Origin of the sequence: Trichococcus ilyis, assembly GCF_900109135.1 — a bacterium.
Classification (GTDB): domain Bacteria; phylum Bacillota; class Bacilli; order Lactobacillales; family Aerococcaceae; genus Trichococcus; species Trichococcus ilyis.
This window is the reverse complement of the sequence record NZ_FNYT01000052.1, coordinates 1-8,032: the sequence shown is the minus strand read 5'-3', so window position 1 is coordinate 8,032 and position 8,032 is coordinate 1. Positions and strand designations below refer to the sequence as shown.

Here is an 8,032-nt window from a genome sequence, read left to right as displayed (position 1 = left end):
TCGTCAATTTCACTTGCATTCATTTGAGCGAGGATAGGGATATCCTTCAGAGCCTCTTCTTTTCCAGCAGAAATGGACCTTGTCAGTTCTTCCATTGAGAATGCCGTTAACCACTTAACCATGCCTCTATCCTGGTAGTCGTTGTACTCTTCAAATACTTTCTCTGTTCGCTTTCTGGTTTCCTTTATCATACTTTCACCTTCCTATAGCGCCGCTAGTCTGTTTGTCTGGATTTAACTCCTTTATACTCCCAATTATACGAACGTATGTTTGCTTTTGTAAAGCGAACAGACATGAAATAGGTAAAAAATTCGGAAATTTTTCGAAACAGTTCTCTCCTTTGATAAATCCTGGAGAACTGTTTGCGAATATTTTAGGTAGAAAGGGAAGGTGATAGGTATGTCGAATGACGCATTCGAATCATGTATGTTCCTCAAATTAGATGGGGGCTCCATGAAGATGATTGAAGCGTTGCAAACGCATTTGGCTTTGGAGTATGAATTTTTTGAAACACTTGCTGATATTGTTGAGTCTGCGATTTTTGAGATGTATTCACGAATGATGATGTGTGGGGTTCCAGAAAATGAATAGAGTGTGCGATACGCGGTTTTAAAACGCAACAAACCGGAATGAAGAATGTCACTATGACGCGTCTTATTCCGGTTATTTTTCACCCATCTTTCAGCCTGGAGGAACGCTACACTAACAAGCATTTTTGGGCACAGGTTCGTAAGTAATTGAGGCATGTTTTAGATTTATTTAACGGAAAGGTTCAAATAGATTGAATAAATTTCCAGAATCCGCGTGGGTTGATTATTTTATGAGGCTGCTCCATTCGGTTAACTTTTCTTCGTATGGTTTGATATATCGGCCTCTGCTTGGACTGGTAGTGGGCAATTTTATTGTTTTTATATCGGGAAAATCTTTTAGGGAAACATTTTTTTTGAACAGTTGGAATGCTTTATCACCGTTGAAAACAATGGTTTTTATCGTTGGATACTTTTTTAATAACTCTTGGAAATCGTTGGGATTGAACTGCCTTTGTAAGGTACCTGCACGGACAGTTTGAGTGATCTTCATGACAGTCCCCAGCGCGATGTGGTGTTTTAACAAGCACGCTATTCTTTCCCCATATCCTACTGGATCGTCCTCCTCCAAACAAGAAAAGATGAGTTCCCAAAATTTATCGGAGGAATCAGCGTAATACTGCAAATGAGGTCCGTCTCCCTCAATCGGAAACGCGCTCAAAATCAGAATTTCGGAATTATGATCGATTATTTGAGGCAAGGATATGGATTTAGCATAATTTTGAGGTTCATTTTCATAGAAATTCTTATAAGCTTCCTCAAGCATGTGTACTTTTCTTAAATCCCCGCGCAAGATTAACCCTGGGGAAATCATAAGGTATCCGGGCTTCGTTTTAAGCAGGCCTGCTTGCTCTAATTCTGCTAATACATTCGAAACGGCGGCAGAACTCACTCCGGTATCCGTTACGATTTTTTTCTGTGTAACCTTAACAGTGTTGTCGGTGAAATTTAAATGCGTCAGCAAGTAGGCCATTACTTTCCCTTTAGATCCCCCAATAACCATGCATAAATCCCTAAGTTCTGGTTTGTGTGTTTTAAAAAAGTTTCCTCTGGCTTGTTTCCGATAATGTTTTTCAACAGTAAAAGGTTCCCCCTGCTCATTAAAGAATGTTTCTTTCACAACTTTAAAAGTGTTATCGCTGTATCCTTCAACCATACTGGTCAGTCTCCTCTTCAATTAACATAAGGGACCGGTAACGTTTATTCGTGATATTTTGCGATTGGAATCCACACGAGTCTGTTATAATTAAATCCAATTGCGACTGATCTTGCAGAGCAGTAGTGGAGCCTTCCCACGGGTCGATACCTACCAAGCAAAAAAGTCTATTTCAGGGGGGAAATTCATGATTTCAAAAGAATTACTATCCATACCACTCAAATCAGCTTACAGTAGCCTCCTTACCATCGGATGCGAAGACCAGCAGTGCCTAAAGGCCGAAATCCTTTCGATTGGCACCGACGACTCCATCTTTTCCAACGCGGAAATTTCGGAACATCTGAAGACCTTTGAATTGATGGAACGCCTGTCAAAAAAAGGCAAGGTCTGTTGCCATATTGATGGCTCTGTCCGCATTATCTACGACGATGAACAGACCAAAACAGGTAAACGCATTGTTGGAGCCGATGCATCTTACATCGTGGAGTCCAGCGAGGAAGTCCTGTTAGAGAACGGATTTCCACTTCCAGTTGAATTCATGAACGAGGAAAGGACTAGCCATATTGCCGAGTACCATGCCTTGCTAAGTTGCCTGAGCGCATTGACCGTCAACTACCCAAACCCCAAACAATTGGACATTGAAATAGAATCCGACTCGGAAGTGCTCTGCAGTCAGATGAATTATTCGTCTCGCACGCGCAATCTTCGTCATAAATACCTAAAGGAAAAATGCTGGGAACTGATACCCACATTCAACAGCGTCACCTTTAAGCAGATTCCAAGAGAAGAGAACCACTGGGCCGACAGGCTGGCCCGCACATCATATTAAAAAATGATTACCCATGAAAAAGGGAGTTGCTTATTAACGGTACAAAGCTTATCACAGCCATACAGGATAATTTCAATGATGATTGGATAGGTTACACTTAACTGGACAAATTTGAATTTGTAGGGAGGAATAAATATGTTTGATAAAAAAACGAAGTATAGTAAAAAATGGTTTGAGAATGTGTCAGATGAAAAGTTTTATACCGAGCGAGAACCAGTACGGCAAGCAGCTTGCAGAGGAGACGAAGGTGCAGAAGGATTGTTGAATCGGTTTAACAACGAGGAGATTCGCCGTATGAATGAAAAATACAAAAAGGAGCATCCTGATGCAAAACCAAGACATCGTGAGCATGGTTGGTATTTGCCAAATGATGATGACTAATGTAGTGTATCGTTGACAAATGTGTAAAAATTTAAGTGTAACCTATCCAGATTTATTACATTCAGAAGGATGTGTTGTTTTATGGGAAGTATCATTCATGTCCCTCACAGACCTTCATCGTGGGCTGGTATGACGTCATGCGATGGACTTGATGCGAAACACTATGCTGAATTAAATAAGCAAAAGAAAAAAAGAATGCAAGAAGAAGAAAAGAAGGAACAAGAGCGACAGGAAATGATTGCCTTGGCCAAAAAAGAAAATAAGTTACGAAAAAAAAGAAATCCTGATTTGATCAGGACCAGTCAATTAATTTGTACCAATCGTGAAACGCAAGACGAATATAAAAAAAGGTTTTTCCAAAAGTATCCAGATTATCCGCAAGATGAGTTTAAAAAATTCGTCAATATGTATTATGCTGTTATCAATAAGAAAAAGTTAATTATGGTTGCGCCACACAGTGAAACCATCTTCCTGCTTAGGCATTTGCAAACTAAGAATAACAAATTAGCACTTCAATTTATAAAACAACTTTATACGTATGCACAAACTTCTCCGTTGAAAAAAGGTATAAAAATCGAATGCAATAAAGTTCTTGCAGAAAATGGTAAAAAAGAACTATTCATTTTGCCAACTAGAAATAAAAAATAACATCCGGAGAACTCTTAAAAGATGCTATTTCAAAAGTCGCATTCAAATGACTTTTGAGATAGCATCTTCTTGTTGTTTCCTACGATATCTAAAGAGTGTACTTTTACATATTCCTGTCATTTTCTCAACTTGGGTATATGAATTGTTATGTAATAGTTCCACAGCCAAATTAAATTGTTATTTTGAGAACTTCTTTGGCCGACCTTCTTTGAAACCAGGCTGCTATTTCGCAATAATCTTCTCTTTAACTTAATGTCTATTTAGAGTGTACCCAAGACAGACACATCTAAACCATTGATTTTGTTACATTCTTCATATAGCGTATAAGTGTCGATTAAACAAGGTGTAAAAAAGATGGGAACTAGATGGAAATTGGATATGCGCGGGTGTCCGCTACGGACCAGAATCTAGACCGACAGATTGGGAAGAACTCCAGAAGGCCTTGGGCTTCCTGCAAGAGAAAGATGTCTTGATTGTGGAGTCATTGGATCGACTGGGTCGGAACTATGATGATATCGTTCAGATGGTGCAGCGGCTTGATCAGAAGGAAATTGGTTTAATCGTATTGAATTTACCCATTCTGAACCATGACCTGGGAGATTCTAATCTGCAGAAACTGATCCGAAATATGATTGTTCGGCAATTGTCCTGGACCGCTCAAAATGAACGGAAGAAATTAAGCTTAAACAGCGACAAGGAATTGAAATCGCCAAGAAAAAAGGCCACTACAAGGGCCGGCCAGTTAAGTATGCCGCCGATGCTAAGAGTCCGCGGGTTCGAATGACATACAACGTGATTGTGAATATGCTGAAAAAAGGAGAGCCTATCAAGTAAATTGCAGAAGAAACAGGAGTAACTAGAGATACTGTTTATCGAACAATTTAGATTGCTATTTCGAGCTATCACTATAGTGAATCAATTATATGGAAGTCCGTCTTATGTAATAGAAGGAGCCTAATTTGATAATTCTTAACAGGAGGATTGGAAATTTTAAACTTGATTATCTAAAAAACGGGTGGTATTCTCATACTATCTCTTGGGAATGAATGTCTCCCTAAGCATCTTGCTTAAACCGCTTATCAAAGCTGATGACTTCTGGGCTTAGGCTGCAGTGTGTTATCAGCTTTTTTGTGTTGTTATGAGTAAATGTAGATTTATTTTAATTAGAGGAGGATCGATCATACTTTTAAGTCCTGCGGTTATATAAATTGTTGGTTTTATACTTAGTTCACTGTTTACTCACTATCCAACTTTAGGGATAAGTAACCGTAGTGTAAAATCAAGAAAATAAATAATTAATGTTTTGAAAGGAATAGTTAATGAATAAATATATATCGGAGTATAAAGAAATTGGAATCTACGCAATTAGTGCAATTTTCGTTGGACTAGCAGTCGGGGTATTAGATACTTTATTTGGTAAAGTGCTTATTTTTATTGGTACGTTTAGAGATAGCTATGCTGGATACCTTATTCCTATGTTACCTTTCGCAGGTTTATTTATCGTATATATGTATAAAAAAATAGGCAAGAATACAAATAAAGGAATAAGTTTGGTCTTTGCAGCAGGAAATGAAGAGCTAGAGGAAATACCTAAACGAATGATTCCTTTAACAATCCTAGGGACATGGATCACACATTTATTTGGTGGTAGTGCGGGTCGTGAAGGTGTCGCGGTTCAAATTGGGGCAACCTTTTCTCATGCTATCGGCCGTAAAATACCCTATAAAAATGCTTCGAAAATAATGCTGATTACAGGTATGGCAGCGGGCTTTGGCGGATTATTTGAAACACCCTTTGCAGCTACGTTTTTTGCATTAGAGGTGTTAGTAGTTGGGAAACTAGAGTACTTGGCATTATTTCCTGCTTTAATCGCAGCATTTGTAGCTAGTTTTGTTTCTCACTTTTTGGGACTAGAAAAATTTTCAGTCAATTTAGATGTCGCGTTGAGTATGGATGGTCAAACAATGTTAAAAATATTAGTGTTGGGAATCATATTTGGCGCTGTCGGTGGATTATTTGCTTATATGTTAGGTTATGCGAAGCGCTATATGGTGGAAAAATTACCAGACCTTCGTAAACGAATTTTCTTCGTGGGTATTTTAATTAGCGCATTGTTATTGATGTTTCACATGGGGAGATATTCAGGCCTTGGAACAAACTTAATAGCCGCTGATTTTAACGGAGAAATTGTATATGGATACGACTGGATAGTCAAATTTATTTTAACAATCTTAACATTAGCAGCAGGTTTTCAAGGTGGAGAGGTAACACCTATTTTTTCAATTGGATCCAGTTTAGGGGTTTGGCTTGCTCCATTATTCGGCTTGCCTATAGAGTTTGTTGCTGCTTTAGGATATATAAGTGTTTTTTCTTCGGCGACAAACACACTTATTGCTCCGGCACTAATCGGAGCGGAAGTTTTTGGATTTGATTACTTGCCATACTTTCTTTTAACTGTTTGTGTTTCCTATGTTTTTAATGGAAATCACTCTATTTATGGAGGGCAAAAAACAATTTTATAAATAGAATGACTTAATTAGCTTGCAACTATCGTAATAATTGATTTGTTATTCATTAATTGCTATACTTAACGAAAATAGTATGTCGGCGATGGTGTTCGCCTTTAACTATCATAATAACTATGATTAATGACACCTACTTAAATAAAGGGGCAAAACCGCCTTTATTTAAGTAGGTGTCATTTTTTATTACCTAATAATAAAGGAGGAGAAAATTTTGGTAGCGAAAATTCAGTTTATCAAAGCAAGGGAAGTATTCGATTCACGCGGTAACCCTACCGTTGAAGTAGATGTTCATTTAACAGATGGTTCATGGGGACGAGCTTCCGTCCCTTCGGGTGCGTCTACTGGAGATAAAGAGGCGGTTGAATTAAGGGATGGAGGCAAACGTTTAAAAGGTCAGGGCGTTTTAACTGCAGTAAAAAATGTAAATACTGAGATTGACAGCTTATTAGCAGATCAATCTCCTTTTGATCAAGCACGCGTGGACGCATTAATGATTGAAGCAGATGGGACAGCTAATAAAGAGCGTTTAGGTGCTAATGCCATACTAGGTGTGTCCATGGCTGTTGCTAGAGCAGCGGCTAACTCATTAAATATTCCGCTCTATCGTTATCTGGGCGGTGTTGATTTAGAATTGCCTCTACCATTTTTTAATGTTATCAATGGTGGCAAACATGCAGACTCTGGTATAGACGTACAAGAATTTTTAATTACTCCTATTGGAGCTTCAAATTTTAGAATAGGGTTAGAGATGGTAGCAGACACTTACCATACTTTGAAAAAAATGTTGAAAGATAAGGGGTTAGAGACAGCAGTAGGCGATGAAGGTGGTTTTGCCCCTCGTCTAAAATCAACTGAGGAGGCTCTTAGTTTATTAGTCGAAGCTATCGAAACAGCCGGATATGAACCTGGTAAGGACATAGCGATTGCTATGGATCCTGCAGCCAGTGAATTTAGTTCCGATGGTGTATATAATTTTGAAGGGAAGAAGTTAACTTCAGATCAGATGATTAGTTATTATCAAGAAATTGTTGGAAAATATCCAATCATTTCAATTGAAGATGGCTTATCTGAACATGATTGGGATGGATTTAAAAAGCTGACAGAGGTATTGGGCGACCGCATTCAATTAGTCGGAGATGACATTTTTGTAACGAACCCAGAAATTTTCCAAGAAGGAATTGATAAAGGGATAGCTAATTCTATCTTAATTAAATTAAACCAAATTGGAACAGTTTCTGAATCGATTGCAGCTATTAAAATGGCCAGGAAAAACAATTATACAACCATGATTTCTCACAGGTCAGGTGAAACAGGCGATACATTTATTGCTGATTTCGCTGTAGCTATGAATGCAGGACAAATTAAAACAGGATCAATCGCGCGTTCTGAACGAGTCGAAAAATATAACCAATTTCTACGAATAGAAGAAGAATTGGGTAATTCGGCAAAAATGGCTCATTTCGACGTGAAATAAAATAATTCGAAATAAGTTATTTTATCTATAAATTGTAGCTGTATTCAGTTTTTAATTGTATATCCAGAGCCCTGAGTAAATCGGGGTTCTTTTTTATAAGAGCACCACTTTATAAGTAATTAAAAATTGTGCTTTTCTTCAACCCATTGCTCATAAGCCTTTAGGATTGCCAGCGATTTAATCCTATTTTCGATGGAAAGCACGAAAGTATAGAAAAATACTTCCTGCTGGATCGCCATTCCAATGAGTTGTTTCTTCACTTGAGAACTTTCCTCCTTCAAATGGGCATACCTCTCCTGTTTGAAGGGAAGAAGCTGAACGCAACTATAGGCAATGGCTAAGAAGTTGACGTAACTTTCAATTCCCTTTTTGCTTCTGACCATATATTTGCCGAATGACCAAAAGGTCTTCTGTTCATAAAAGATAACCTCG

8 protein-coding genes, 2 pseudogenes and 2 riboswitches are annotated in these 8,032 nt (G+C 38.2%); of the genes and pseudogenes, 7 read left to right on the top strand and 3 right to left on the bottom strand.

Going from position 1 to position 8,032, the window contains the following annotated elements:
• Window positions 1–191, bottom strand: a pseudogene (locus tag BMX58_RS14335) (hypothetical protein); the annotation flags it as partial.
• Between the two features lie 262 nt (window positions 192–453).
• Here BMX58_RS14335 and BMX58_RS14815 point away from each other — a divergent pair.
• Window positions 454–591 (top strand): hypothetical protein, encoded by a 138-nt coding sequence (locus BMX58_RS14815; RefSeq protein ID WP_157077261.1) that lies wholly within the window; start codon window positions 454–456, stop codon window positions 589–591.
• Between the two features lie 222 nt (window positions 592–813).
• Here BMX58_RS14815 and BMX58_RS14325 read toward each other — a convergent pair whose 3' ends face one another.
• Window positions 814–1,743 carry a DNA-deoxyinosine glycosylase gene (locus BMX58_RS14325; RefSeq protein WP_084254001.1) on the bottom strand — a complete coding sequence of 310 codons (930 nt, stop codon included), beginning with the start codon at window positions 1,741–1,743 and terminating at the stop codon, window positions 814–816.
• A 187-nt stretch (window positions 1,744–1,930) separates the two neighbouring features.
• On the opposite strand from BMX58_RS14325, the gene BMX58_RS14320 reads away from it, so the two are divergent.
• From BMX58_RS14320 to eno, 6 genes are all read left to right on the top strand, one after another.
• A complete protein-coding gene (locus BMX58_RS14320; protein ID WP_068624240.1) occupies window positions 1,931–2,572 on the top strand; it encodes a reverse transcriptase-like protein in 642 nt (213 codons plus the stop codon).
• 135 nt (window positions 2,573–2,707) lie between these two features.
• The gene (locus BMX58_RS14315; protein ID WP_068624238.1) at window positions 2,708–2,953 is read left to right on the top strand and encodes a hypothetical protein; all 246 of its coding nucleotides are present in this window, start codon (window positions 2,708–2,710) and stop codon (window positions 2,951–2,953) included.
• Between the two features lie 81 nt (window positions 2,954–3,034).
• The gene (locus BMX58_RS14310) at window positions 3,035–3,601 is read left to right on the top strand and encodes a hypothetical protein (protein ID WP_068624235.1); all 567 of its coding nucleotides are present in this window, start codon (window positions 3,035–3,037) and stop codon (window positions 3,599–3,601) included.
• Window positions 3,602–4,076: 475 nt separating this feature from the next.
• On the top strand, window positions 4,077–4,385 hold the full coding sequence (locus BMX58_RS14300; protein WP_239420596.1) for a recombinase family protein: 309 nt from the start codon (window positions 4,077–4,079) through the stop codon (window positions 4,383–4,385).
• A 245-nt stretch (window positions 4,386–4,630) separates the two neighbouring features.
• A riboswitch (Fluoride riboswitch) is annotated at window positions 4,631–4,706 on the top strand.
• A 214-nt stretch (window positions 4,707–4,920) separates the two neighbouring features.
• Window positions 4,921–6,123, top strand: a complete 1,203-nt coding sequence (locus BMX58_RS14295) for a chloride channel protein (RefSeq protein WP_068624233.1) — start codon at window positions 4,921–4,923, stop codon at window positions 6,121–6,123.
• A gap of 75 nt (window positions 6,124–6,198) precedes the next feature.
• Window positions 6,199–6,266, top strand: a riboswitch (Fluoride riboswitch).
• Between the two features lie 71 nt (window positions 6,267–6,337).
• Window positions 6,338–7,600, top strand: a complete 1,263-nt coding sequence (gene eno / locus BMX58_RS14290) for a phosphopyruvate hydratase (protein WP_068624231.1) — start codon at window positions 6,338–6,340, stop codon at window positions 7,598–7,600.
• 119 nt (window positions 7,601–7,719) lie between these two features.
• Here eno and BMX58_RS14870 read toward each other — a convergent pair.
• Window positions 7,720–8,032: pseudogene (locus tag BMX58_RS14870) on the bottom strand (IS701 family transposase); the annotation flags it as partial.